This window comes from Bradyrhizobium sp. 76 (assembly GCF_023073025.1).
Lineage (GTDB): Bacteria > Pseudomonadota > Alphaproteobacteria > Rhizobiales > Xanthobacteraceae > Bradyrhizobium.
The window spans coordinates 1-24,998 of record NZ_JADPIS010000064.1 but is presented as its reverse complement, the minus strand read 5'-3'; the positions used below and the strand labels follow the sequence as shown (position 1 = coordinate 24,998).

Annotated in this window: 24 protein-coding genes and 1 pseudogene; 17 read left to right on the top strand and 8 right to left on the bottom strand. The window is 64.4% G+C overall.

What is annotated here, in order from left to right:
- The first annotated feature begins 126 nt into the window (after positions 1-126).
- On the top strand, positions 127-1,098 hold the full coding sequence (locus IVB48_RS15155; protein ID WP_247400600.1) for an AraC family transcriptional regulator: 972 nt from the start codon (positions 127-129) through the stop codon (positions 1,096-1,098).
- A gap of 89 nt (positions 1,099-1,187) precedes the next feature.
- Here IVB48_RS15155 and IVB48_RS15150 read toward each other — a convergent pair whose 3' ends face one another.
- The gene (locus IVB48_RS15150) at positions 1,188-2,069 is read right to left on the bottom strand and encodes a CoA ester lyase (protein WP_247400599.1); all 882 of its coding nucleotides are present in this window, start codon (positions 2,067-2,069) and stop codon (positions 1,188-1,190) included.
- Between the two features lie 111 nt (positions 2,070-2,180).
- Between IVB48_RS15150 and IVB48_RS15145 the strand changes: the two genes are divergently transcribed.
- Positions 2,181-2,825 carry a carbonic anhydrase gene (locus tag IVB48_RS15145; RefSeq protein WP_247284947.1) on the top strand — a complete coding sequence of 215 codons (645 nt, stop codon included), beginning with the start codon at positions 2,181-2,183 and terminating at the stop codon, positions 2,823-2,825.
- A gap of 115 nt (positions 2,826-2,940) precedes the next feature.
- On the opposite strand, the gene IVB48_RS15140 is transcribed toward IVB48_RS15145, so the two are convergent.
- Positions 2,941-3,975, bottom strand: coding sequence for an aspartate-semialdehyde dehydrogenase (locus tag IVB48_RS15140; RefSeq protein ID WP_247284948.1), 1,035 nt, complete (start codon positions 3,973-3,975; stop codon positions 2,941-2,943).
- A 116-nt stretch (positions 3,976-4,091) separates the two neighbouring features.
- Here IVB48_RS15140 and IVB48_RS15135 point away from each other — a divergent pair, with 116 nt between their 5' ends.
- Both IVB48_RS15135 and IVB48_RS15130 read left to right on the top strand, forming a co-directional pair.
- Complete coding sequence (locus IVB48_RS15135) at positions 4,092-4,883, top strand: hypothetical protein (RefSeq protein WP_247400598.1); 792 nt, start codon at positions 4,092-4,094, stop codon at positions 4,881-4,883.
- A 156-nt stretch (positions 4,884-5,039) separates the two neighbouring features.
- Complete coding sequence (locus IVB48_RS15130) at positions 5,040-5,426, top strand: hypothetical protein (protein WP_027566362.1); 387 nt, start codon at positions 5,040-5,042, stop codon at positions 5,424-5,426.
- A gap of 119 nt (positions 5,427-5,545) precedes the next feature.
- Here the strand turns inward: IVB48_RS15130 and leuB are convergent, their stop codons facing one another.
- Positions 5,546-6,658 carry a 3-isopropylmalate dehydrogenase gene (gene leuB, locus IVB48_RS15125; RefSeq protein WP_247358197.1) on the bottom strand — a complete coding sequence of 371 codons (1,113 nt, stop codon included), beginning with the start codon at positions 6,656-6,658 and terminating at the stop codon, positions 5,546-5,548.
- 131 nt (positions 6,659-6,789) lie between these two features.
- Between leuB and IVB48_RS15120 the strand changes: the two genes are divergently transcribed.
- Positions 6,790-7,980 (top strand): YbfB/YjiJ family MFS transporter, encoded by a 1,191-nt coding sequence (locus tag IVB48_RS15120; protein ID WP_247400597.1) that lies wholly within the window; start codon positions 6,790-6,792, stop codon positions 7,978-7,980.
- Positions 7,981-8,118: 138 nt separating this feature from the next.
- Here the strand turns inward: IVB48_RS15120 and IVB48_RS15115 are convergent, their stop codons facing one another.
- The 4 genes from IVB48_RS15115 to IVB48_RS15100 form a co-directional block, all read right to left on the bottom strand.
- The gene (locus IVB48_RS15115) at positions 8,119-8,901 is read right to left on the bottom strand and encodes a molybdopterin-dependent oxidoreductase (protein ID WP_247400596.1); all 783 of its coding nucleotides are present in this window, start codon (positions 8,899-8,901) and stop codon (positions 8,119-8,121) included.
- Between the two features lie 15 nt (positions 8,902-8,916).
- On the bottom strand, positions 8,917-9,546 hold the full coding sequence (locus IVB48_RS15110) for a cytochrome b/b6 domain-containing protein (RefSeq protein WP_247358199.1): 630 nt from the start codon (positions 9,544-9,546) through the stop codon (positions 8,917-8,919).
- Between the two features lie 182 nt (positions 9,547-9,728).
- Positions 9,729-10,283, bottom strand: coding sequence for a fasciclin domain-containing protein (locus IVB48_RS15105; protein ID WP_027566357.1), 555 nt, complete (start codon positions 10,281-10,283; stop codon positions 9,729-9,731).
- 300 nt (positions 10,284-10,583) lie between these two features.
- Positions 10,584-11,345, bottom strand: coding sequence for an SDR family NAD(P)-dependent oxidoreductase (locus tag IVB48_RS15100; RefSeq protein ID WP_247358200.1), 762 nt, complete (start codon positions 11,343-11,345; stop codon positions 10,584-10,586).
- Between the two features lie 113 nt (positions 11,346-11,458).
- Between IVB48_RS15100 and IVB48_RS15095 the strand changes: the two genes are divergently transcribed.
- Positions 11,459-12,988 carry a malonyl-CoA synthase gene (locus tag IVB48_RS15095; protein WP_247400595.1) on the top strand — a complete coding sequence of 510 codons (1,530 nt, stop codon included), beginning with the start codon at positions 11,459-11,461 and terminating at the stop codon, positions 12,986-12,988.
- A gap of 125 nt (positions 12,989-13,113) precedes the next feature.
- On the opposite strand, the gene IVB48_RS15090 is transcribed toward IVB48_RS15095, so the two are convergent.
- Complete coding sequence (locus tag IVB48_RS15090) at positions 13,114-13,974, bottom strand: sulfite exporter TauE/SafE family protein (RefSeq protein ID WP_247358201.1); 861 nt, start codon at positions 13,972-13,974, stop codon at positions 13,114-13,116.
- Positions 13,975-14,492: 518 nt separating this feature from the next.
- Between IVB48_RS15090 and sdhC the strand changes: the two genes are divergently transcribed.
- The 11 genes and pseudogenes from sdhC to IVB48_RS15035 all read left to right on the top strand — a co-directional run.
- Complete coding sequence (gene sdhC / locus IVB48_RS15085; RefSeq protein WP_247400593.1) at positions 14,493-14,891, top strand: succinate dehydrogenase, cytochrome b556 subunit; 399 nt, start codon at positions 14,493-14,495, stop codon at positions 14,889-14,891.
- Positions 14,888-15,304 carry a succinate dehydrogenase, hydrophobic membrane anchor protein gene (gene sdhD, locus IVB48_RS15080; RefSeq protein WP_007598776.1) on the top strand — a complete coding sequence of 139 codons (417 nt, stop codon included), beginning with the start codon at positions 14,888-14,890 and terminating at the stop codon, positions 15,302-15,304. Before sdhC ends, sdhD begins: the two co-directional genes overlap by 4 nt.
- A 3-nt stretch (positions 15,305-15,307) precedes the next feature.
- Positions 15,308-17,143, top strand: a complete 1,836-nt coding sequence (gene sdhA / locus IVB48_RS15075) for a succinate dehydrogenase flavoprotein subunit (RefSeq protein ID WP_247400591.1) — start codon at positions 15,308-15,310, stop codon at positions 17,141-17,143.
- 42 nt (positions 17,144-17,185) lie between these two features.
- Positions 17,186-17,968, top strand: a complete 783-nt coding sequence (locus tag IVB48_RS15070; RefSeq protein ID WP_247400589.1) for a succinate dehydrogenase iron-sulfur subunit — start codon at positions 17,186-17,188, stop codon at positions 17,966-17,968.
- Positions 17,969-18,157: 189 nt separating this feature from the next.
- Entirely contained in the window at positions 18,158-20,332 is a 2,175-nt protein-coding gene (locus tag IVB48_RS15065) for a hybrid sensor histidine kinase/response regulator (RefSeq protein ID WP_247400587.1), read from the top strand.
- Positions 20,333-20,385: 53 nt separating this feature from the next.
- Positions 20,386-22,341 carry an ABC transporter ATP-binding protein/permease gene (locus IVB48_RS15060; protein ID WP_247400586.1) on the top strand — a complete coding sequence of 652 codons (1,956 nt, stop codon included), beginning with the start codon at positions 20,386-20,388 and terminating at the stop codon, positions 22,339-22,341.
- A 107-nt stretch (positions 22,342-22,448) separates the two neighbouring features.
- The gene (locus IVB48_RS15055; protein ID WP_247400585.1) at positions 22,449-23,273 is read left to right on the top strand and encodes an FkbM family methyltransferase; all 825 of its coding nucleotides are present in this window, start codon (positions 22,449-22,451) and stop codon (positions 23,271-23,273) included.
- A 20-nt stretch (positions 23,274-23,293) separates the two neighbouring features.
- Positions 23,294-23,680 carry a VOC family protein gene (locus IVB48_RS15050; protein ID WP_247400584.1) on the top strand — a complete coding sequence of 129 codons (387 nt, stop codon included), beginning with the start codon at positions 23,294-23,296 and terminating at the stop codon, positions 23,678-23,680.
- Between the two features lie 72 nt (positions 23,681-23,752).
- Entirely contained in the window at positions 23,753-24,238 is a 486-nt protein-coding gene (locus IVB48_RS15045) for a pyridoxamine 5'-phosphate oxidase family protein (protein WP_027566347.1), read from the top strand.
- Positions 24,238-24,480, top strand: coding sequence for a hypothetical protein (locus tag IVB48_RS15040; RefSeq protein ID WP_007604217.1), 243 nt, complete (start codon positions 24,238-24,240; stop codon positions 24,478-24,480). Before IVB48_RS15045 ends, IVB48_RS15040 begins: the two co-directional genes overlap by 1 nt.
- A 185-nt stretch (positions 24,481-24,665) precedes the next feature.
- Positions 24,666-24,998, top strand: a pseudogene (locus tag IVB48_RS15035) (OmpA family protein); the annotation flags it as partial.

Below are 24,998 nucleotides of genomic sequence, written 5' to 3'. Positions count from 1 at the left end.
GCTCGAACTTCGCGTGCAGGTTCACGCTCCGGCAAGCGTCAACGACGTCCGCGGGTCATGCCACGGAATCCCAATTGGTAGCGCCCGAATGGCGATACAGTAATTTGAGCCTTAGAGGATTCTGATTTGGGCGCCGTCTCCTATCTCGACCGGTATCCGTTGCTTAAGTCCCGCGACAGCGAGTTCGCGCGCGACCGCCTATTCGCCGAATATGGCGCAGACCGTTTCGACAAGCATGGCCGCGAGTTCGGTATCCAGGCCAATTTTGCTCGCTTGCAATCAATCGGCCTCGCCTTCTGCGGCTACGAAGGTGCGGCGTCGCTCTCCTTTCCTGAATCGCAAGTTCTCCGCCAGCTCTTCTCCATCCAAGGGGCTGCGAGCTTCAGCACCAAAGGGAGCAGCGGGCCAATTGGGGCCTTCAGTCCGATCATCTCCGGAGACGCCAGGCTGGACCTCAAGTTTGCGCCGGGCTATCGCCAATTGGTGCTGAGGATCGATGCCGGCGCACTCGAGCGGTTGCTAAAGACAATCCTGGGCGATGATAGCGACATGGAGCTGCGTTTCGCCCCGGGCGAATCCGATCCGGCGGTGATGACTTATGTTCGTCAGGACGTCTTCAGATTTGCGGAGGAGTTGGACAGGTTCGGCCAGGACTACTCACCCATAGCCATCGGCGAACTTGAGCGGGCGTTGATGGTTCGAATCCTTCTGGCGCACCGGCACAATTTCACCGATCGGCTTCAGGGCCCGGCGCCGGGCGCCAACCGGTCCGTCATCGACATCGTCGAATCCTACATCGAGGCTCATTGGGACGAACCAATCGATCTGGAGAAGATTGCCGCAATCGCCAACGTCAGCGTGCGGACGATTTATCGGGAATTCTCCGAGGCGGGGCGGGGATCACCGGGCCAGTGCGCGCGACGCTTCCGGCTTCAGCGGGCGACGGAGCTCTTGCGACATCCGGATGAGCAGACCAGCGTCGTTGCCGTCGCGTTCAAATGTGGCTTTCAAAATCTTGGCCGCTTTGCATCGGAATATCGGCGAGCGGTCGGTGAGCTACCATCCGAAACCCTGAAGAATGCGAGACGGAGACAGTGACGCGACGACGCAGTTCCTGGATTCACAGCAAAGCGCGGCCGCAAGCCGCGAGCATCATGTCGAAGTCAGCAGCGCGCAGGTGACGTCCCTCAGCCCTTGCCCATCGCCGCAATCGCATCCGCGATCTCGATCGTGCGCCGCGCCATGTCGGCGTGCAGGCGCTCCACCATGGCGCCATCGAGACGGATCGCGCCGCGCGAGACGTTCTCCGGCAGCTCGAACGCGGCGATGATCTTTCGCGCGCGCGCGACTTCCTCTTCGGGCGGGGTGAAGATCGCGTTGCAGGCTTCGATCTGCGAGGGGTGAATCAGCGTCTTGCCGTCAAAACCGAGATCGCGGCCCTGCGCGCATTCGGTGGCGAACCCGTCGGAATTGGCGATGTCGCTGTAGGGCCCGTCGAGGATTTCGAGGCCGTGGGCGCGCGTTGCCAGGATGCAATGGGTGATCATCGGGATCATCGCGGCGCGGCCCGGCAGCATCTTGATCCGCGTCTCGCGCGAAATGTCGTTCGGGCCGAACACGAAGCCTGACAGGCGCCGCGCTGGATCGCGCCCCTCGGCCGCCAGTTCCTCGGCATGCAGCACCGCGCGTGCGGTCTCGATCATGGCCCAGACTTTTACGGTCGGCGCCGCGCCGAGCTCGGCGAGACGGCGGCCGATCGTGTCGAGGTCTTCGACGCTTGAAACCTTTGGAACCAGAATGCCGTCCGGGGAGGCCTTCGCCGCCATCGCGACATCGTCGGCCCACCAGGGCGTGTCGAGGCCGTTGGTCCGGATCAGGATCTCGCGCTTGCCGAAACCTTTGGCTGCGATTGCGGCCGCGATGCCGTCGCGCGCCACCGCCTTGGCGTCGGGCGCGACGGAGTCTTCCAGATCGAGGATCAGGCCGTCGGCAGCGAGATTACGCGCCTTTTCCAGCGCGCGGGGGTTGGAGCCGGGCATGAACAGATGGCTGCGGCGCGGGCGGGTCATGCAAGCGTTCCTTCCGTTTTCCTCGTCTCACTTCCGACCGAAGCCGATAGCACCTGGCCTGCCTATTCGAAAGGCTTGTTCGTCCCAGCGGTATATGATTAGGCATAGGCCATGAACACATTCCCAGAGCATTTGCTGGAAGGCTACAAGGCCTTCGCCACCCAGCGGCTGCCGACCGAGCAGACCCGCTACCGCGAGCTGTCGGTGAAGGGGCAGTTCCCGGAAGTGATGGTGATCGGCTGCTGCGACAGCCGCGTCTCGCCCGAAGTGATCTTCGACGTCGGGCCGGGCGAGCTCTTCGTGGTCCGCAACATCGCCAATCTGGTGCCGGTGTATCAGCCCGACGGCAACGCGCATGGCGTCTCGGCGGCGCTGGAGTATGCCGTGACGGTGCTGAAGGTGAAGCACATCGTGGTGCTCGGGCACGCCCAGTGCGGCGGCATCCGTGCTTTCGTCGACAAGATCGAGCCGCTCACGCCCGGCGACTTCATCGGCAAATGGATGCAGATGTTCATCAAGCCTGGCGAAGTGGTGGAGCAGCGCGACCACGAGACCATGGCGCAATTCGTCGAGCGCATCGAGAAGGCCGCGGTGTTCCGCAGCCTGGAAAACCTGATGACCTTCCCGTTCGTGCAGAAGGCGGTCGAGAGCGGTCAGATGCAGACCCACGGCGCCTATTTCGGCGTCGCGGAGGGATCGCTGTTCGTGCTGGACAAGGCGGCGAAGGAATTCAGGAACGCGCGAAGCGTGGCGTAGGTCCGCAGCTCTTGTAGGGTGGGCAAAGCGTAACGTGCCCACCACTTCTATCGCGATCGTGGAGAGATGGTGGGCACGGCGCTTCGCGCCTTTGCCCACCCTACGGCAGCACGGCTTACGCCGCCTTCTTCTTCGCGCTGATCAGCTTGCGGTTGATGAGGACTTCCGCGATCTGGATCGCATTGAGCGCGGCGCCCTTGCGTAGATTATCCGATACGCACCACAGCACGAGACCATTCTCCACCGTCGCGTCCTCGCGGATGCGGCTGATATAGGTGGCGTCCTCGCCGGCGGCTTCATACGGCGTGGCGTAGCCGCCGGGCTCATGCTTGTCGATGACGAGGCAGCCCGGCGCCTTGCGCAGGATGTCACGCGCTTCGTCCACACTGATCGGGTTCTCGAACTCGATGTTGACGGCCTCGGAATGGCCGACGAAGACAGGCACGCGCACGCAGGTCGCGGAGAGCTTGATCTTGGGATCAAGAATCTTCTTGGTCTCCGCCATCATCTTCCACTCTTCCTTGGTGTAGCCGTCCTCCATGAAGACGTCGATCTGAGGAATGACGTTGAAGGCGATGCGCGCGGGGAACTTCTTATTGACCAGCTCCTGGTTGGTGTAGACGGCCTTCGTCTGCGAGAACAATTCGTCCATCGCGTCCTTGCCGGCGCCCGACACCGATTGATAGGTCGAGACCACGACGCGCTTGATCGTCGCCTTGTCGTGCAAGGGCTTGAGCGCGACCACGAGCTGCGCGGTCGAGCAGTTCGGGTTAGCGATGATGTTCTTCTTCTTGAAGCCCGCGGTGGCGTCCGCATTCACTTCCGGCACGATCAACGGCACGTCCGGATCCATGCGCCAGGCCGAGGAATTGTCGATCACGACGGTGCCGGCGGCGCCGATCTTCGGCGACCATTCCTTCGACACCTCGCCGCCGGCCGACATCAGGCAGATGTCGACGTCGGAGAAGTCGTAATGCTCGAGCGCTTTGACCTTCAGCGTGCGGTCGCCGTAGGAGACCTCGACGCCCATGCTGCGGCGTGAGGCCAGGGCCACCACCTCGTCCGCGGGGAATTTGCGCTCATCCAAAATGTTGAGCATTTCCCGTCCGACATTGCCGGTCGCGCCGACGACTGCGACTTTGTAACCCATCGTTCACTCTCCGACGAAAAAGCTCTTTCCTGAAGCTGAGGCTTAAACAGGAAGAGCAGCGCTTCTATGCGAGAACCGGCCTCAAGACAACGTTGGACCATGCCTTAGGGACGTGGATGCAGTCGCCCGGGGCCAGCACGGCCACAACCCCCACCCAGATCCATCTGGCGCTTGCAGCCTTCGCCGACGAGGTCGTCGGCACGCTGGCGCGCCTGTTCGCCTATGTGGGGGCTTTGGTGCTGTTTGCCATCCTCGGCCTTGCGGCACTCGGCCAGCTGCCAACCTTGCGCGACGACGATGAGCCAGCGCTGAAGCCGGGTTGGGCCGTGGCCGACCGCTCGCCTCCGGCCTTCGCCCTCAGCCGGCTCGATTCGTCAGAAAAAACAGCCTCTTACACTATCTTGAGGCACCCCGAAGGCGGCCGCAGGGACGTGATGCGCTGGGCGGGCGAGGCGGACAAGGCCATGGCCGAGCTCGAAATCTATCGCGAGGGCGGCGAATTCGACGTCACCCGTCCGGCCGCCGCCGAGCTGGCCGTCCGGATGGGACTGGGCACCGCGAGCCCGCTGGAGCAAGCCGGCCTGATCGACACGAAATTCGGCCCCGTCGCCCTATTCCAGCCGACCGGCACGGCGGAGGGCGCGCGGGCCTGCCTCGGCTACCTCAAGCGCAGCGAGGAGCCGGCGCTCCAGATCTCCGGATTCTCCTGCCAGGGCGACAGCCTGCCCGCCCGGCGCGCCGCGATCGCCTGCACGCTGAACCGGCTGACGCTGCTGACCTCGGGCAACGAGCCGAGGCTGGCCGAATTGTTCGCACATGCGGAGCTGAAGCGCCGCCCCTGCACGCTCCCGGGCACGTCGGACTGGCTGCTCGGCGCCGCCAATGCGCAATTGCGCGGCGCGCTCTGACCGGCATCAAGCTCAAGTGGCTGTATCCATGCAACTTTTGCCGGCGCGCACGATTATTCAGCGCTGGTGTGACCCAATAGACCTAGTTGCAGCCGCCCCGGCCGGGTTAGTATGGGGGCGAAATTGATTGGCGGCTTGCCGCCTGAAGGGGACGTGATGAGCTCGAATTTCTCTGCCGCGAACAAACTGGCGATGTGGCTTGCGGCCGGCGCCGTGATTGCCATGTCCTCAGCCTTCGCGACACCCGCCTCGGCCGACACCAAGAAGCAGCGCTATGACAGCGGCCGTCACTATTACGGCCCGAGCGGCCCCAACGCGAGCTACCAGCAGGGCCGCACCCGCATCTATGTGAGCAAGCGCTCCTGGCTCGACGGCGGCACCGAGGTCAATCCGGGCGACCGCAAGTTCTCCGACTATGCCTTTCCGCCGGCGGTGGGCTATCCGACCTTCGCGCGCGAAAATCTCAACCGCCCGATCGATCGCCAGCCGCTGAGCACGCCGCAGGATGTTGGCGGCTATCCGCAGAATTTCCCGCTGTACTGAGGCGGAATTATCGACCCAATCAAAATGGCCGGGCTCGCGCCCGGCCATTTTTGTTTTGAAGAGACCTTGTAGGGTGGGCACGCTTCGCTTGGCCCACCCTACAAACACTGCGCTCGCCGTCAGGCGTGCAGCTTCTGCAATTCCTTCAGGATCGCTTCGCCCATCTGCGTGGTCGAGGCGGCAATGGTGCCTTCCGACTTGATGTCGGCGGTGCGCAGGCCGCTGGCCAGCACCGCGGCGATCGCGGCGTCAACCTTGTCGGCGAGCGCGCCCATGTCGAAGGAGTAGCGGAGCGCCATGCCGAACGACGAGATCATCGCGATCGGATTGGCGAGGCCCTGGCCTGCGATATCAGGAGCCGAGCCGTGCACGGGCTCGTACAGCGCCTTGCGCTTCTTGCTCTTGACGTCGACCTCGCCGAGCGAGGCCGAGGGCAGCATGCCGAGCGATCCCGTCAGCATCGCAGCGATGTCGGACAGCATGTCACCGAACAGATTGTCGGTGACGATGACGTCGAACTGCTTCGGCCATTTCACCAGCATCATGCCGCCGGAATCGGCGAGCTGATGCTCGAGCGTGACGTCGGGATATTCGCGCTTGTGGACCTGGGTCATGACCTCGTTCCAGAGCACGCCCGACTTCATGACGTTGCGCTTCTCCATCGAGGTCACCTTGTTCTTGCGCTTCTTCGCAAGCTCGAAGGCGACGCGGCCGATGCGCTCGATCTCGTAGGTATCGTAGACCTGGGTATCGATGGCACGCTTCTGGCCGTTGCCGAGATCGGTGATGGTCTTGGGCTCGCCGAAATAGACGCCGCCGGTGAGCTCGCGCACGATCATGATGTCGAGGCCCTCGACCGCCTCGCGCTTGAGGCTGGAGGCCTCCGCGAGCGCCGGGTAGCAGACGGCGGGACGGAGGTTGGCGAACAGACCGAGATCCTTGCGCAGGCGCAGCAGGCCGGCTTCGGGGCGCACCTCGTAGGGCACCGCGTCCCATTTGGGACCGCCGACCGCGCCGAAGATGATCGCGTCGGCATCCTTGGCCTTGGCCATGTCGCCTTCCGAGATCGACACCTTGTGTGCGTCATAGGCCGAACCGCCAACGAGGCCGGTGTCGGTCTCGAACTTGGCGATCCCCGCCGAACTGAGCCAGTCGATCAGCCGCTTCACCTCGCCCATCACCTCGGGGCCGATACCGTCGCCGGGAAGCAGCAGCAGTTTGTGGGTCGCCATGGTCGTTTCCTCTGAGGTCGATTTCGGCCGGAGTGCTAGAGCGGCGATGCGTGCTTGGCAAGACACCATTGCCGCTTCGGTTCTGTGCAAGGCGGGCAGGGCCTGCCACACTGCGCATGCCGGAGTACCCCTTGCACGCACCTGACCGCCCTCCACCCGATGCCCACCCCGCACGGTTGATCCTGACCCTGTCGCTGGCTGCGACAGTTGGGCTGGGTATCGGCCGCTTCGCCTATTCGCTGGTGCTCCCCGACATGCGGGAGGACCTCGGCTGGTCCTACTCGGCGGCCGGTTTCATGAACACCATCAACGCCGTCGGCTACCTCGCGGGCGCCCTTGTGGCGTCCCGGCTGATCCAGCGCGTCGGCTGGTCGGCCGCGATCCGCGGCGGAACCCTGGCCTGCGTCGCCGCGCTCGCGACTTGCGCGCTGACCGGGAATTTCGTCGCGCTGAGCCTGGCGCGTCTCGTGCTGGGCGTCGGCGCCGCGGCCGGCTTCGTCGCCGGCGGCGCGCTGGCTGCTTCCATTGCGCAGTCGCGCCCGGAGCGGGCGAATTTCCTGCTCAGCCTGTTCTATGCCGGACCCGGCATCGGCATTCTCGCCTCGGGACTGATCGCCCCGTTCACGCTGCAATATTTCGGGCCGGGCTCGTGGTGGATCGTGTGGTGGGCGATGACACTGCTGTCCGTCGTCATGACCGTGCCGCTGTTCCTGGTCCGCATCGAGAGCGGCGTGCGTTTCTCGCAAGGAAGCCACGGCGCCTTCCCGATTCTTCCGGTGCTGGTCTATCTCGCAGGCTACTTCCTCTTTGGCGCGGGCTACATCGCCTACATGACTTTCATGATCGCCTATGTGCGCGACGGCGGCGGCGGGGCCGCGGCGCAGGCCGCGTTCTGGAGCCTGATCGGCCTGAGCGCCTTCGTCACGCCGTGGGCCTGGCGCCGCGTGCTCGCGCTCGATCGCGGCGGACTGGCCACCGCCATCATCCTCGGCACCAACGCGCTCGGCGCCGCCCTGCCGATGCTCGGGCATTCGCCGGCATGGCTCGCGGTCTCCGCAATCGTTTTCGGCGTCGCCTTCTTCGCCGTGGTCGGCTCGACCACCGCCTTCGTGCGCTTCAACTATCCGCCCGAGGTGTGGCCGACCGCAATCGCGGCGATGACGATCTCGTTCGGCGTCGGCCAGACGCTCGGCCCGATCGTGGTGGGCGCGATCACGGACGCGCTGGGGAGCTTGAGTTACGCGCTGAACGTGTCCGCAGCGCTGCTGGCGCTGGGCGCAGTAGCGGCGCTGTGCCAGCGGAAGGTGGGGCCGGCGTCATAACAAATGTCGTCCCGGCGCAGGCCGGGACCCATAACCACAGGGAGCACTTTGGTGAAGACTGGTCGTTCGGAATTGGCATCTAGCGAAAATCGATAGACCTCGCCGTATGGGTCCCGGCCTTCGCCGGGACGACAACAGCTAGCTCCCGCTGAACGAATTGTAGCCCTGGTCTTCCCAATAGCCGCCCTTGTAGTCGTTGGTGACTTCCATCGACACCACGTATTTCGGATTCTTGAAGCCGAGCTTGGTCGGCACCCGGATCTTCATTGGAAACCCATACGCGCGCGGCAGGATTTCGCCGGCGTATTTGAACGTCATCTGGGTCTGCGGATGCAGCGCGGTGCGCATGTCGAGCGGAGAATTGTAGCCGTCCTTGTCGGCGCACTGGAACCAGACGTACTTTGCACGGGTGTCGGCGCCGATCAGCTTGAGGAAGTCGCGCATCCGCGTGCCGGTCCAGCTGCCGATCGCGCTCCAGCCCTCGACGCAGATGTGACGGGTGATCTGCGTGACCTGCGGCAGCTTGTACAATTCCGGAAGCGTCCACGACTTCTTGTTGTCGACGAGGCCGCGGACTTCGAGCTTCCAGTCGGCACCATCGACGTCAGGCGCGTCGTCGAGATCGTAATAGGCGTTGAACGGAAACGGTTTTGTGATCGCACTCTCGGGAAACGTCGGCGCCAGTGCGTCGGGATTGAAGATAAAGGCCTGCACGGCATCGTTGAATTTCGAAACCGACTTCAGCATCTCCTCGGCGGAGGACGAGTCGATCACGTCGCAGCCGGTGAGCAGCGTCAGTGCGCCGAGGCTGGCGCCGCCCGCGATGAAGCGGCGGCGGCTGACCTCGGGCATCGTCTTGATGGAATCCTTGATCAGCAGCCGCTTGTCGACGCCGGGAACCAGGAATGAGCGCTTGGCCATGGTTCTTACTCCGCTCTAGCGGCCGATGATCATCGCGCGCAGGCTCTTCGGCACCAGCAGCGCGAGTAAAACGTGAATGACGAGGAACGCGCAGATCGCGGCCATGCAGAAGAAATGGATGTAGCGCGCGGTCGGATAGTCGCCGAACAGGCTCACGAGCCAGTGCAATTGCACCGGCTTCCACATCCCAAGGCCCGACAGCACGATGATCACGCCGACCAGGATGATGCCGGCATAGAGCACGCGCTGGACGTAATTGTAGACGGTGAGATCGGCATGGCCGAGCTTGAAGGTCAGCGCAGCCCTGACATCGTGGAGCACGCCGGACGGGGTGATCGGCAGCAGTTTTTTCCGGAAGCGGCCGGTGGCAAAACCGGTGACGAGATAGGCAAGGCCGTTGATCATCAACAGCCACATCGCCGCAAAGTGCCAGAGCAGGCCGCCACCGAGCCAGCCGCCGAGCGTGTAGTCGCGCGGAAAGCTGAAACCGAACAGCGGCGAGGCGTTGTAGATCTGCCAGCCCGACAGGATCATCAGGATCATGGCGAGGGCGTTGACCCAGTGCATGACCCGGACCCAGGCCGGTTGGATCACTTTGGCCGGGGTGGTGCTGACCTGCTCGTCGGTGACTGTGAGGCTCGACATGGCGGTTCCGTCCTGAACATCGTCTGACAGCAATTATACGCCGATGCTTCCGCTTTCGTTACGCCCTGCCCGGCATCGAATCGATACCGGCGGGCTATCATGGTCACAATAAAGCGAGCCGGGGACCCCCGGCTCGCCATTTCGTCGCATCCGGTTCGGGGATGAAGCCGGGCAGCGCGGTGTTAGGTCGCCGGCATCAGCACGGTGTCGACCACATGGATCACCCCGTTCGACTGGTTGACGTTGGAGATCGTCACCATCGAGGTGCCGCCCTTGGCATCGACGATCCAGACCTTGCCGTCCTGCTTCTTGACCGTCAGCTCCTCGCCTTCGGCGGTCTTCATCTTCTTGCCGTCGGTGAGGTCGGAAGCCTCGAGCTTGCCGGGCACCACATGATAGGTGAGGATCTTGGTCAGCGTCGCCTTGTTCTCGGGCTTGACCAGGGTGTCGACGGTGCCGGCCGGCAGCTTGCCGAAGGCGGCGTTGGTCGGCGCGAACACGGTGAACGGGCCCTTGCCTTCCAGCGTCGGCACCAGGCCGGCTGCCTTCACCGCCGCCACCAGCGTGGTGTGGTCCTTCGAGTTGACGGCGTTCTGGACGATGTTCTTGGACGGGAACATCGCGGCGCCGCCGACCATGACGGTCTTTTCCTCGGCGCGGGCGGGCGCGACGACGGTCGCGGTGATGGCCAGCGCGCTGAAAGCTGCAGCGGTGAGATAGGCAATACGCTTCGACATGGAGGGTCTCCCGATTGGATTGTGACCGGCGATTGCCGGCGTTCGAGTTGGGCAACAACGGTGGCTGCGACCTGTGAGCGTGAAGCAGCAGCGACGTCGTTGGCTCGAATTACGGGAGGGTTTGCGAAGCGGTTTCGAACAAAACTTCTTTGTGATGGGTGAAACTAAGTGCGGGTGTGTTCGTGAGGGGCGTCATTGCGAGGAGCGAAGCGACGAAGCAATCCAGGCTGCCACCGCGGATGCACCGCTGGATTGCATCGCTTCGCTCGCAATGACGAGCCTCGACGATCTACCTGCCGCTCAATCCCTGTTGTGCGGCGTCTGAATGAACCCGCGGTTATGCGTCGGGCTGATCAGCAGTTCGTTGATGCACACTCGCGCCGGCATACTCGCGATGAACGCGATGGTGCGGCCGAGATCTTCGGATTGCAGCATCCTGGCCTGCTCCTCCTCGCTTGGCACCACCGGGCGCAGCTTCAGGATCGGGGTCGCCACCTCGCCCGGCATCAGGCAGCAGGCGCGCAGGCCGTTGACGCATTCGTCCATGTTGAAGGAATGGGTCAGCGCCAGCACCGCATGCTTGGTCGTGGTGTAGGCAGGGCCCGGCATTTTCGAGACGTGGCGGCCGGCCCAGGACGAGACGTTGATGATGGAGCCGTCCTGCTGCTTGCGCATCGTCGGCAGCACCGCGCGCATGCAATAGAGCACGCCGTTGAGATTGACCTGGACCAGCTGGTCCCAGCCCTCCAGCTCCATGTCCTTCCAGCTGCGCTTGGGGACGTTGATGCCGGCATTGTTCACCAGCAGGTCGATCCGGCCGTGCTTCGCGACGATTTGATCGGCCACCTTCTGGACTTCGGCGGCGACCGACACGTCCAGCGCGATGGCTTCAGCGGCTCCGCCCGCCCCAGTGATTTTCGCGACCACGGTATCCAGGGCGTCCTTGCGCCGGCCCGAGACCACCACCGTCCAGCCGTCGGCCGCCAGCGCCTCGGCGCCGGCCTCTCCGATCCCGCTGCCCCCGCCTGTCACCCAGGCCACGCGTTTCCCGTTTTTGGTCATGCAAACTGTCTCCGTTGCTTCATCGGGGCGGTTTTTGCTAATCCAGCCCTCGGTTTTGACCGGCCTTGTCTGACGAGCCTTGTGGTCAAGCCTTGCGGTCGAGGAAATCTTGCATGAACCAAGCTGCCAACGCCAATTTGTTTTCCCGCCTGTTCGACGGCCTGGATGATCCGAAGCGCCTCGCCATCGAGACGCATGACGGAGGGCGCATCAGCTATGGCGATCTGATCGCCCGGGCCGGGCAAATGGCCAATGTGCTGGTCGCGCGCGGCGTGAAGCCCGGCGACCGCGTTGCGGTTCAGATCGAGAAATCCGTGGCCAACATCGTGCTGTATCTGGCCACGGTGCGGGCCGGCGCGGTCTACCTGCCGCTCAACACCGCCTATACGCTGAATGAGCTCGACTATTTCATCGGCGATGCCGAACCCTCGCTGGTGGTCTGCGATCCCTCCAAGGCGGACGGGCTTGCCCCGATCGCCGCCAAGGTGAAGGCGAAAATCGAGACGCTCGGGCCTGACGGCAAGGGCTCGCTGACGGACGCCGCCGACAAGGCGAGCAGCGAATTCACCACGGTGTCGCGCGCAAACGACGATCTCGCCGCGATCCTCTACACGTCGGGCACCACCGGCCGCTCTAAGGGCGCGATGCTGACCCACGACAATCTGGCGTCGAACTCGCTCTCGCTCGTCGGCTTCTGGCGCTTCACCGACAAGGACGTGCTGATCCACGCGCTGCCGATCTACCACACCCACGGCCTGTTCGTGGCGACCAACGTGACGCTGTTTGCGCGCGCGTCGATGATCTTCCTGCCGAAGCTCGACCCGGATCTCATCATCAAGCTGATGGCGCGCGCCACGGTGCTGATGGGCGTGCCGACGTTCTACACCCGCCTGCTCCAGAACGCCGCGCTGTCGCGCGAAACCACACAACACATGCGGCTGTTCATCTCGGGCTCGGCGCCGCTGCTCGCCGAAACCCATCGCGAATGGTCGGCGCGCACGGGGCATGCCGTGCTCGAGCGCTACGGCATGACCGAGACCAACATGAACACGTCGAATCCCTATGACGGCGAGCGCGTGCCCGGCGCAGTCGGCTTTCCGCTCCCCGGCGTCTCCGTGCGCGTCACCGACCCCGAGACGGCCAAGGAACTGCCCCGTGATGAAATCGGCATGATCGAGGTCAAGGGCCCGAACGTGTTCAAGGGCTATTGGCGCATGCCGGAGAAGACCAAGGCGGAATTCCGCGACGACGGCTTCTTCATCACCGGCGACCTCGGCAAGATCGACGCCAAGGGTTACGTCCACATTCTCGGCCGCGGCAAGGATCTCGTGATCTCCGGCGGCTTCAACGTCTACCCGAAGGAAATCGAGAGCGAGATCGACGCCATGCCCGGCGTGATCGAATCCGCCGTGATCGGCGTGCCCCACGCCGATTTCGGCGAGGGCGTCACGGCCGTGCTGGTCTGCAACAAGGGCGCGGATGTGACCGAGGCCGCGGTGCTGAAGGCGCTCGACGGCCGGCTGGCGAAGTTCAAGATGCCCAAGCGCGTCTTCGTCGTCGACGAGCTGCCGCGCAACACCATGGGCAAGGTGCAGAAGAACGTGCTGCGCGATACGTACAAGGATCTTTACGCGAAGAAATAGGGGCTGTGGTTCGCAGCACTCTTGTCGTCATTGCGAGGAGCTCTTGCGACGAAGCAATCCAGAGTGCCGCCGCGGAAAGACCCTGGATTGCTTCGCTTCGCTCGCAATGACAGAGTTTGGGGCGGTCACTGTCCGCCTAACAAACTCATCACAAACCTGCTGCCGACGATGAACAGATAGCACCCGAACGCGACTTCCAGCGTCCGCTTCGACATTGCATGCGCAGCCTTCACACCGAGCGGTGCTGTCACAAGGCTCATCGGCATCACCAGCACGGCGCCGATCAGGGAGACGTAGCCAAGCGCGAATGGGACTTGCAGGGCTGCAACGCCGGGATAGTGCGCGGCCGCAGGCCAGCCGGCATAGATGTAGCCGAGCGCGCCGGGGATCGAGATCAGCACCGCGAGCGCCGACGATGTCGCCACGGCCTGATGGATCGGGCGGCCGTAGAACGTCATCAGCAGATTCGAAAACAATCCACCGCCGATGCCCATCAGCGTCGACAAGATGCCGACGCAGAAGCCGTAGAATCGCATCAGCGGCCCCTTCGGCAAATCATCGCCGAGCTTCCAGCTCTCGCGCGCGAAGATCAGCCGTACCGCGGCCGACCAGGCGACGGCGACGAACACGATCTTGAACAGCCGCTCCGGTGCGTAGCGCGCAACCACGCTGCCGGCGACGACGCCGACCAGGATCGGCAGCCACCAGACCCGAAGGATCGCAAGATCGACGGCGCCGCGTCTGTAGTGCGCCTGGAACGAACGGATCGAGGTCGGGATGATCACGGCGAGCGAAGTGCCGATGCAGAGCGGCATGCGCACCTCGAGCGGCACACCGGCGATGCGGAAGCACTCGTAGAACACCGGCACCAGAATTGCGCCGCCGCCGATGCCGAACACGCCGGCCAGAAATCCGGAGAGCGCGCCGGTTGCGATCAGCAACAGCGCGAGCTCGACGACCTCCTTGATATCGAGTCCTGCAATCACCCCTGACCTGCCCCCGGCGGTGGGTCGCAACTTCTCCGATGCATCGCTCGGACAGTTGCCCGCAATGCTCTAGGCGATCTGATTTGCCGGGTCGACCGCCGCATCGGCGGTCTGGGGTGGGATGCAGGCTGCGCATATCCGCCCGTCTCGCGAAAAATCGGTGCGCTTCGCGGAAATTGAAGATTGCTCGCCGATCATCCCTGCCGGTTCGAACGTCTTGGATGACTGGTTCGAACCCTGGTTGGCCTGCGGCGGCTTAGAGCCGTTCCAATAGTAATTTCAATGCGCCGCAGCTCTGCGGCAAGGCATGAATTTCTGTTCGTTCTTTAGCCGGTGCGCCATGGCCCTGGTATACCAAGCCGCCGATTGGCCTTGTTACATCAAGGGCCTAGAGCTGAACCCAAGTTCGATCTATGGCGATTTGGTGATTGCGCAGGTGAAATCGACTCCGTAAATAGAGCCGACCTTTCGCGATCCCCGCGCGCCCATGCTGGGCCGCAATAAAGCAATCGAAGCCCATGACCGCACGGATCGAACGACCGCTTTCGCCGCACATGCAAGTCTACCGCTGGACGCTGACGATGGCGCTTTCCATCATCCATCGCGCCACCGGAATTGCCCTCTACGCCGGAACGCTGCTGCTGGCCTGGTGGCTGATTGCGGCGGCCTCCGGCCCTGCCGCCTATGGCCACGTCCAGGCCTTCACCGGCAGCATCATCGGCCGGCTGATCGTGTTCGGCTACACTTGGGCGCTGATGCACCACATGCTCAGCGGCATCCGGCATTTCGTCTGGGACCTCGGCTACGGCTTCAAGGCCAATGAGCGCGAAGCGTTGACCTGGGGCGCGTTGATCGGCGGCATCGTGCTCACGGTCCTCGTCTGGATCATCGCCTACGCGATCGGAGGCGGCCGATGAGTTTCGACGAATCCCACGGCGCTCCGAAGGGCTCCTCCATGCGCACCCCGCTCGGCCGCGTGCGCAATCTTGGCGCTGCGCATTCGGGCACGTCCGATTTCTGGCGCCAGCGCATCACCGGCGTCGCCATGACGCTGCTGATGATCCCCGTGATCGTGATCGTGATGATGCTGCTCGGCCGCAACCAGGCCGGCGCCGCGCAGATCCTCGGCTCGCTGCCGATCGCGGTGATCCTGCTGCTCTTCATCTTCGCCAGTGCCTGGCACATGAAGATCGGCATGCAGGTCGTGATCGAGGACTACATCCATAACGAGAAGCTCAAGCTCATCTCGATCATGCTCAACAACTTCTTCTCGTTCGCCGTGGCGCTCGCCTCGACCTACGCGATCCTGAAACTTTCCTCCGGAGTCTAACCCATGGCCACAGAGACCAATGGCAAGGGCAACGGCGCTCCCGCCACCAACGGCAAAGCCTATCCGATTGAAGACCACACCTATGATGTCGTCGTGGTCGGCGCCGGCGGCGCGGGCCTGCGCGCCGTGGTCGGCTGCAGCGAAGCCGGTCTTCGGACCGCCTGCATCACCAAAGTGTTTCCGACCCGCTCGCACACCGTCGCGGCGCAGGGCGGCATCTCGGCGTCGCTCGGCAACATGCACAAGGACGACTGGCGCTGGCACATGTACGACACCGTGAAGGGGTCGGACTGGCTGGGCGACCAGGACGCGATCGAATACATGGTGCGCAACGCGCCCGAGGCGGTCTACGAGCTCGAGCATTGGGGCGTGCCGTTCTCGCGCACCGAAGACGGCAAGATCTACCAGCGCCCCTTCGGCGGCATGACGATGGACTACGGCAAGGGCCAGGCGCAGCGCACCTGCGCCGCCGCCGACCGCACCGGCCATGCCATGCTGCATACGATGTACGGCCAGTCGCTGCGCCACGCGGCCGAGTTCTTCATCGAGTTCTTCGCCATCGACCTGATCATGGACGACCAGGGCACCTGCCGCGGCGTCATCGCGCTCAAGCTCGACGACGGCACGCTGCACCGCTTCCGCGCCCAGACCGTTATCCTGGCGACCGGCGGCTATGGCCGCGCCTATGCGTCCTGCACCTCGGCGCACACCTGCACCGGCGATGGCGGCGGCATGGTGCTGCGCGCCGGCCTGCCGATGCAGGACATGGAGTTCGTGCAATTCCACCCGACCGGCATCTACGGCTCGGGCTGTCTCGTCACTGAAGGCGCGCGCGGCGAAGGCGGTTATCTCGTCAACTCCGAGGGCGAGCGCTTCATGGAGCGCTATGCGCCCTCCGCCAAGGATCTGGCTTCGCGTGACGTAGTCTCGCGCGCGATGACCATCGAGATCAGGGAGGGGCGCGGCGTCGGCAAGAAGAAGGACCACATCTTCCTTCATCTCGACCATCTCGATCCCGCGGTGCTGGCCGAACGCCTGCCGGGCATCTCGGAATCCGCAAAGATCTTCGCCAATGTCGACGTGACGCGCGAGCCGATCCCGATCGTGCCGACCGTGCACTACAACATGGGCGGTATCCCGACGAACTATCACGGCGAGGTCCTGACCAAGAAGGACGGCGACGACAACGCCATCATCCCGGGCCTGATGGCGATCGGCGAGGCCGCTTGCGTCTCCGTGCACGGCGCCAACCGCCTCGGCTCCAACTCGCTGATCGACCTCGTCGTGTTCGGCCGCGCCGCTGCGCTGCGCCTCGCAGAGAAGCTCACGCCGAACGCCAGCCAGCCGGAATTGCCGGCGAACTCGTCCGACCTGGCGCTCGGCCGGCTCGACCACTACCGCTACGCCTCCGGCGGCACGCCGACCGCGAAGCTGCGTGAAGGCATGCAGCACGTGATGCAGAACAATTGCGCGGTGTTCCGCACCGGCGACATCCTGAGCGAAGGCCAGAATTTGATCGAGAAGGTCCACAGCGGCATCACCGACATCGCCGTGTCCGACCGCTCGCTGGTGTGGAATTCCGACCTGATCGAGACGCTCGAATTCGACAATCTGATCGCGCAGGCGGTGGTGACGATGAACTCGGCCGCCAACCGCACCGAGAGCCGCGGCGCACATGCCCGCGAGGACTTCTCCGAGCGCGACGACAAGAACTGGATGAAGCACACGCTCGCCTGGCTGGAAGATTCCGGCAAGGTCAAGATCGAGTACCGCCCGGTTCACGACTACACCATGACCAACGACGTCCAGTACATCCCGCCGAAAGCTCGCGTTTACTAAACGGCGCGCGTGTACTGAGCGAACAGCGAAAGCTTTATCGAAATGGTTGAATTCGCACTTCCGAAGAACTCCAAGATTTCAGGCGGCAAGACCTGGCCGAAGCCCGCGGGCGCGACTGAAACTCGCGAATTCCGCGTCTATCGCTGGAACCCGGACGACGGCAAGAATCCCAGCGTCGACACCTATTACATCGACACCCATGATTGCGGGCCGATGGTGCTGGACGGCCTGATCTGGATCAAGAACAACATCGACCCGTCTCTGACCTTCCGCCGCTCCTGCCGCGAAGGCGTCTGCGGCTCCTGCGCGATGAACATCGACGGCCAGAACACATTGGCCTGCACCCGCTCGATGCACGACGTGAAGGACGGCGCGGTGAAGATCAATCCGCTGCCGCACCAGCCCGTCGTGAAGGACCTCATCCCCGACCTCACCAATTTCTATGCGCAGTACGCTTCGGTCGAGCCGTGGCTGAAGACGACCTCGCCGACGCCGCAGAAGGAATGGAAGCAAAGCCACGAGGACCGCGAGAAGCTCGACGGGCTCTACGAGTGCATCCTCTGCGCCTGCTGCTCGACCTCTTGCCCGAGCTATTGGTGGAACAGCGAGCGCTATCTCGGTCCTGCCGCGCTGCTGCAGGCCAACCGCTGGGTGTCGGATTCGCGGGATGAAGCCACCGGCGAGCGGCTCGACAATCTCGAGGATCCGTTCCGCCTCTATCGCTGCCACACCATCATGAACTGCGCCAAGGCCTGCCCGAAGGGCCTCAACCCGGCGGAAGCCATCGCCGAGCTCAAGCTCAAGATGGTCGAGCGCCAGATCTAGGCGTCACTTATGCTGCGATCCCCGGCCGAAATGGCCGGGGCATTCTACGGCGGGCGCGTATTCGAGCAGATTTTGCCTCCGCCCCTGCACGAGCAGGCCGGCAGGTTGCAACCTCTGGTTCCCGCCACAAGCCGCTTCCTTCCCGGCGCGAAATTCAAGTAAGCTCTCCGGTGTGGGACCGGAGCGACCGTGCAGGGCGCACAACGCAATTCGCTGAGATTGCTGCAGTGGATGATGGCTGCGTCCCTGGCGCTGCCGATTGCGCTGTTCGCGATCGCCGCCTCGATCTCCTACACCTCGACAAAAGCCATCGCAGACCGCGAGATCGAGCGCACCCTCGATGTCGCGCATGAGCACGCGCTCAAGGTCTTCGAGACGATCGACCGCAGCCTCGCCGAGATCAACGAGGTGGTGCGCGGCATGCCCGACGACATCATCCGCTCGCGCGAGCCGGCCCTGCACCGCCGCCTGAAGCAGCTGACCGATTCGCTGCCGCAGCTGAAATCGGCTTGGATCTTCGATGCGGACGGAAAGTCGCTGGTCAACAGCCTGGCCTCGCCGCCGAAGGCGCAGAGCTTTGCGGACCGTGACTACTTTGCCGCCCATGTCGATCAGACCATCGGCAGCTACATCGGTGTTCCCCTGACCCCGCGTCAGCCCTATCAGGGCGCGCGCTTCTTCGGGGTCAGCCGCCGCCGCGGCTCCGACGACGGCAGCTTCATCGGCGTGATCCAGGCCTCCGTCCTGCCGGAATATTTCGAGAGCTTTTACGCCAGGATCGGCTCCGATGCCGGCAGCTTCCTCGCCATGGGACGCACCGACGGCGTGGTGCTGGCGCATCTTCCACGGCTGGACCGCGACCTCAGGCTCGATCCTAACGGGCCGGTCGGCCGGAGCATCGCAGCTCATCCCGAGCATGGCCTCATCACCATCGCCTGGCCATCGGACGAGGTCGAGCGGCGCATCGGCTACCGACGCATCGCCGAATATCCGATCTATGTCAGCGCGGGGTTGGAGACCTCGGCAATCCGCGCACGCTGGTTCGCCACCATGGGCCAGCATCTGGTGTTCGGCATTCCCGCCACCGCGCTGCTGTTTCTGCTGCTGGCGTTCGCGTTCCGGCGCACCCAGCATCTCCAGGCCGAGGCCGCCGCGCGGCGCGAAGCCGAGGAGGCGCTCAAGCACAGCCAGCGCCTGGAGGCGCTCGGCCAGCTCACCGGCGGCGTCGCGCACGACTTCAACAACCTCCTGACCGTGATTCGCGCCTCGGTCGATCTGCTGAACCGGCCGCAACTGAGCGAGGAGCGGCGCCAGCGCTACATCACTGCCATCGCGGACGCGGTCGGGCGCGCAGCAAAGCTGACCTCGCAGCTGCTCGCCTTCGCGCGGCGCCAGACCTTGAAGCCGGAAGTGTTCGACGTCGGCGCGCGGCTGCAGTCACTGCACGACATGCTCGCGACGCTGCTCGGGCCCGCGATCGAAATCGCGATGCGGCTGCCGGCCGAGCCCTGTCTCGTCAATGCCGATGCAAGCCAGTTCGAGACGGCGTTGATCAACATGGCGACCAATGCGCGCGATGCGATGCACGGCAAGGGCAGGATCGTTTTCGAGGTCGAGGCCGCGGCGACCGTTGCGGACACGCGGGCTCCCGTCTCGGGCAACCCTGATCTTTCAGGTCACCATGGGCTTCCTGGCAAACATGGCTTCGTCGGTATTGCCGTCAGTGACACCGGCATCGGCATTCCGGCTGCGCGGCTCGAGCGCATCTTCGAGCCGTTCTTCACCACCAAGCAGGTCGGCCACGGCACCGGTCTCGGCCTGTCGCAGGTGTTCGGCTTCGCCCGCCAGTCCGGCGGCGAGGTGACAGTCACCAGCGAGGTAGGCCACGGCAGCACCTTCGCGCTCTATCTGCCGCGCGTGGCGCCGCATTTGCTGCCGCAGCGGCAGGCACCGAACACGGCTCCGGCCGTGGCCGGCAGCGGCATATCGGTGCTGCTGGTCGAGGACAATATCGAGCTCGCCAATTTCGCGGCCGACGGCCTCACCGAGCTCGGCTACAGCATCACGCTGGTCGACAATGCAACCGACGCACTCGCCGAGCTGGTCATGGATGCCGATCGCTTCGATGTCGTCTTCTCGGACATCGTGATGCCCGGCATGACCGGGCTCGATCTCGCGCAGGCGGTCCGCGACCGCGGCATCGGCGTGCCGGTGGTGCTGACCACCGGCTACAGCGAGGCGCTGTCCCAGGACGGCAAGGTCGATTTCGAGCTCGTGCAAAAGCCCTACGCGATCGATCAGCTATCGCGCGTGCTGCACCGGCTCGCACGCCGCCGCCGGGTCCGCAACGGCGCCGCCGAATGAACCGACACCTGGAACTCGCGGGAACCTTTTGATTTAGCTCGCGTTATCCGGCCATGCAAAAGCTAGCCGGAAAGCGCGAATCGGGCAAGAAGCCGCCCATTGTCGAAATCGTCGGCGAGACCGGCGAGGAAGTGGCTCCGCCGCCGCCCGAGCTGGTCGAGCCCGACCCGGCGCTGTCGCCCGAAGAGGCCGAGCAGGCCCGCAAGGACTATCTCCTCACCCGCTTCTGGATCAGCGCGCGCGGCTTCTGGGGCCGCAACGGCGACCGGCTGGCATGGCTCTACTCCATCGGCCTCGGCGTGCTGATCGTCCTGACCGTCGGTTTCCAATACGGCATCAACGTCTGGAATCGGGCGATCTTCGACGCGATCGAGAAGCGCGAGGCGTCCACCGTCTTCCATCTCACCGCGGTGTTCTTCCCGCTCGCGATCGGCAGCATCGTGCTCGGCGTGGCACAAGTGTTCGCGCGCATGGGCATCCAGCGGCGCTGGCGAGCCTGGCTGACGGCAAGCGTGCTGACGCGCTGGCTCGGCAATGGCCGCTATTACCAGCTCAATCTCGTCAGCGGCGACCACAAGAATCCGGAATACCGGATCGCGGAGGATCTGCGCGTCGCGACCGATTCGCCGGTGGATTTTCTCGCCGGCGTGACGTCTGCGCTGCTGTCGGCCGTGACCTTCATCGTCGTGCTCTGGACCATCGGCGGTGCGCTCACCGTCACGCTTGCGGGATCGTCGGTCACCATTCCCGGCTTCCTGGTGATCGCCGCGATGCTTTATGCGGGAATCGCCTCGGGCTCGATCCTGGTGATCGGCCGCCAATTCGTGCAGGTCTCCGAGGACAAGAACCAGGCCGAGGCCGATTTTCGCTACACGCTGACGCGCGTGCGCGAGAACGGCGAGAGCATCGCGCTGCTCGGTGGCGAGGAGGAAGAGCGCGACGGCATCGACCGCAATTTCACCAACGTGCTGCGGCAATGGGCGCGGCTGGCGGGTCAGCACATGCGCACCACGCTGGTGTCGCAGGGATCGAGCCTCGTTGCTCCCGTGGTCCCTCTTCTGCTCTGCGCGCCAAAATTCCTCGACGGCAGCATGACGCTGGGTCAGGTGATGCAGGCGGCTTCCGCCTTCACCATCGTGCAGAGCGCGTTCGGTTGGCTGGTCGACAATTATCCGCGGCTCGCCGACTGGAATGCCTGCGCTCGCCGCATCGCATCGCTGATGATGTCGCTCGACGGTCTCGAGCGCGCCGAGCAGGGCGACGGAATCGGCCGCATCAAGCGCGGCGAGACCAGCAACGACGCCATGCTGGAGCTGAACGATCTCTCCGTCACGCTCGACGACGGCACCGCCGTGGTCGGCGAGACCGAGGTGGTGGTCGAGGCTGGCGAGCGGCTGCTGGTGGCCGGCGAATCCGGCACCGGCAAGAGCACGCTGGTGCGCGCCATCGCCGGGCTCTGGCCGTGGGGCGGCGGCAGCGTCAATTTCCATCCCGACCGGCGGCTGTTCATGCTGCCGCAGCGACCTTACGTGCCGTCAGGCTCCTTGCGCCGCGCGGTCGCCTATCCCGGCGCGGAAGACGACTGGACCGTGGAGGAGATCGGCGAGGCCCTGCACAAGGTCGGTCTCGACCATCTCAAGGAGAAGATCGAGGAAGAAGCACCGTGGGACCAGACGCTGTCCGGCGGCGAGAAGCAGCGCCTGGCCTTCGCGCGACTGTTGCTGCACAGCCCTGACATCGTCGTGCTCGACGAGGCGACCTCGGCGCTCGACGAGAAGAGCCAGGACAAGATGATGAAGATGATCACCGACGAGCTGCCGAAGGCCACCATCGTCAGCGTCGCGCATCGCGTCGAGCTGGAAGCCTTCCACAGCCGCAAGATCGTGCTGGAGCGCCGCAAGGGCGGCGCAAAGCTCGTCAGCGACATCGAGCTGATCCCGCGCAAGGGCAAGCGCAAGCTGCTCGGCCGCTTCCTGAGGCAGCGCAAGCCGCCGAAAAAGGCGGCGTGAGGTTCGGTCTCTTTTCTTCGTCGTCCCGGCGATTGTCGTCCGGATCGAGCGTTGGAGTCCCCGGCAAAACCGGCTATGCATGCGCCGCTTGCAACGAGGACTTTGACTTGGCGACCGACAATGCCCCTTCGTCCGCGCCGTTCGGCGCGTTTACGCCGAACGCGGCGCAGGCCGCGATCATTCGCCTCGCGACACAATCGCGGCTGAAGCGCGGCGCGTTCCGGCCCTGGTTGTCGCGATTGGTGAACCTGCTGCGCGGTGGTCCCGTCGACGTGGAGTACCAAGGCGCATCGTTCCGCTTCTATCACCAGGGCAGCGCGACCGAGCGCGGCGCGCTGTTCAATCCCGATTACAATCTCGACGAGCTCGATTTCCTGCGCCAGCACACCCCGGCGGGCGGCGTGTTCGTCGACGTCGGCGCCAATGTCGGCACCTTTGCACTGGTGATGGCGCGACAGGTCGGGCCATCGGGGAAAGTGGTCGCGATCGAGCCGCATCCGATGACGTTTGGACGGCTCTCGTTCAACCAGGCCGCGTCGAAAGCGACGCAGGTGCGCCTGGTGCAGGCGGCCGCCGGCGACAGCGACGGCGAGCTGATGATCGAGAGCGGGGGCGGCAATCTCGGCGCTACGCATGTCGTCACCGGCACGGCCAGCGCGGAGGCGATCAAAGTGCCCTCGCTGCGGTTGACGCGCATTCTCGACGAAGCCGGCGTCACCAAGGTGGACGCGTTGAAGATCGACGTCGAGGGGTTCGAGGATCGCGTGCTGATCGGCTTCTTCCGCGACGCGCCGCAATCGCTATGGCCGCGCGCGGTGGTGATCGAGCATTTGTCACGCAAGGAATGGCGGGAGGATTGTATCGCTGACATGGTCGCGCGCGGTTTTGTGGTTGCGCGCAAGACGCGGAGCAATACGTTCCTGTCGCGTTGACGACGAACGACGAGGTTACGATGATCGACCATATGGGATTCCCGGTCTCCGACTATGAGGGCGCCAAGGCGTTCTACGCCAAGGCATTGGCCCCGCTCGGCTACAGCCTGATCATGGAGGTCACGCAGGAGCAGACCGGACACGATCCGGCCGCCGGCTTCGGCGCCGACGGCAAGCCGGATTTCTGGATCGGCGGCGAGGACGCGCTGAACAAGCCGGTGCATGTCGCGATCCTGGCAAAGGACCGCGCCACGGTGGATGCGTTCTACAAGGCGGCGATCGCGGCGGGTGGGCGCGACAACGGGCCGCCCGGCATTCGGGCGCATTACCATCCGACCTATTACGGCGCTTTCGTGCTCGACCCTGATGGACACAACATCGAGGCGGTTTGCCATGCGCCGGAATAGATAAGTTCCATCTTCCGGCCGGAACCTCGTTCCGCGCGCGCCGTTGTCGTCCCTTGCAAGAAGGAGCACGACATGGCCAACGACAATGCCCGCGACGTCGATCGCGTATGGGATCTGATGAAGACGATCGGATTCGCGATGCTGGTGACGCGCGATGGCGACAAGCTCCGCGCGCGGCCGATGAGCGCCTATCTCGACCGCAACGCGGACACGATTTATTTCCTCACCGACGCGCGGCGTCACAAGGACGAGGAGATCGCGCGCAATCCGTCCATCAACCTGTCGTTCGCGGATGCGGGCAGCCAGAAATACGTCTCGCTGACGGGTACCGCCGTCGTCTCCAACGACCGTGCGAAGATCAAGGAGCTGTTCTCGACACCGGCCAAGGCATGGTGGGACTCTGCGGAAGATCCCAACATCCGCGTGCTCAAGGTCACGCCCGACGATGCCGAGTTCTGGGACTCGCCCGGCACCGTGATCTCCTATGTGAAGATGGCGGCCGCGGCAGTGACCAACACGCGGCCCGATCTCGGCGACAACCGCAAGGTCTCGATGTAATGCCGATTGAGCCGCCCGAGATTCCGCCGTCGACGCCGGGCACACCCACCGAGCCGCCGCCGGGGATTCCGCCGGGCAATCCGCAGCCTGAAATCGCGCCGCCAGTGCGCGAGCCCGGCTCGCCAGCGCCGCCCGACGAATTGCCGGGCCGCATGCCTGAAGAGATTCCATCACGCGGACCGAACGGACCGCTCACGCCGAATCCCGCGACGGATGCAAGTCCGCCGCGGGATCGCGCATGAGGCGACGCATCACATCCGAGGCAATTGCAACCTGCGTCTGAATGCGCAATGAACGTCACCATAGTGAGGTGATTTGCGTGCAGAAATAAATCGGGCCGCGCCCGCTTCGTCCGCCACAATCCGGCCTAACGCGTAGCTGTTCATCCCAACACTTCGTCAAAGAACCTTCCGGGGAAGTTCACCACATGACCAACCTTCGTTTCGTGCTGCTTGCCACCACGGCTCTGACCGCGATGCAATTCGCAAGCTCCGCATCGCATGCACAAGGCGCGCCGCCGCTCGTCGTCGCGCAGGCGCAGCCACAAGAGACCGGCCCTGACGGAAAACCGAAGCAGCCGCCGAAGGGACCGCCAGCGGCCGCGCCGCCTGCGGCGCCCGCGCGCCCGGCCGCACCGCCGCCCGCAGCTGCACCGCCCCATCCGCCCGCGGCACCTCCGCCGGCTGCCGCACCGCCGCGCCCAGCAGCTCCGCCGCCACCTACGCCGCCACCTGCGGCCCGTCCGGCACCGCCACCGCCC